Source organism: Dietzia sp. CH92 (genome assembly GCF_032248695.1).
GTDB lineage: Bacteria > Actinomycetota > Actinomycetes > Mycobacteriales > Mycobacteriaceae > Dietzia.
In genome coordinates, this window is sequence record NZ_JAVHXC010000022.1 from 1 (window position 1) to 574 (window position 574).

Below are 574 nucleotides of genomic sequence, written 5' to 3' on the forward strand. Positions count from 1 at the left end.
ACATCGCCTGCGCCGAGATCGTCGCCGCCTACGGCGTGCACAACAACCGCGCCCGCACCCTACTCACCCGGGCCCGCACCCTGATCACCCGCTTCCCCACCCTGGTCGAGGCCATGGAAACCGGCCGCCTCGACGAGGACACCGCCGACCTGCTCGCCCGCCACATGCGCACCGTGGACTCCGCCCACCGCGGCCCCGTCCAACGCGAGATCATCGACTGGCTCCTGGCCGCCATCGCCGCCGGCACCCGCCCCGGACGCGACGCGATCCTGGGCGCCCTCGACCGCATCATCACCGAGCACGACCCCGCCGGCGTCCGCGCCCGCCGCGCCGCCGCCACCCACGAACGCCACATCCGCCTGCGCCGCGGCACCGACGGCATGGCCGACCTCACCGCCCACCTCACCGCCGCCGAAGCCTCCACCCTCTACGAGGTCCTGCACCGCGCCGCCACCGAACAGGCCACCCGCGACAAAACCACCCGCCTCCAGGCCGCCCGCACCGGCGAGCACACCCTCGACGCCGAATACATCCGCAGCATCGACGAACTACGCGCCGACGCCCTCGTCGCCGC

1 protein-coding gene is annotated in these 574 nt (G+C 74.0%); it reads left to right on the forward strand.

The features are described from left to right. A partial coding sequence (locus RWK90_RS17270; protein ID WP_314038863.1) for a DUF222 domain-containing protein occupies positions 1–574 on the forward strand: 574 nt, incomplete at both ends.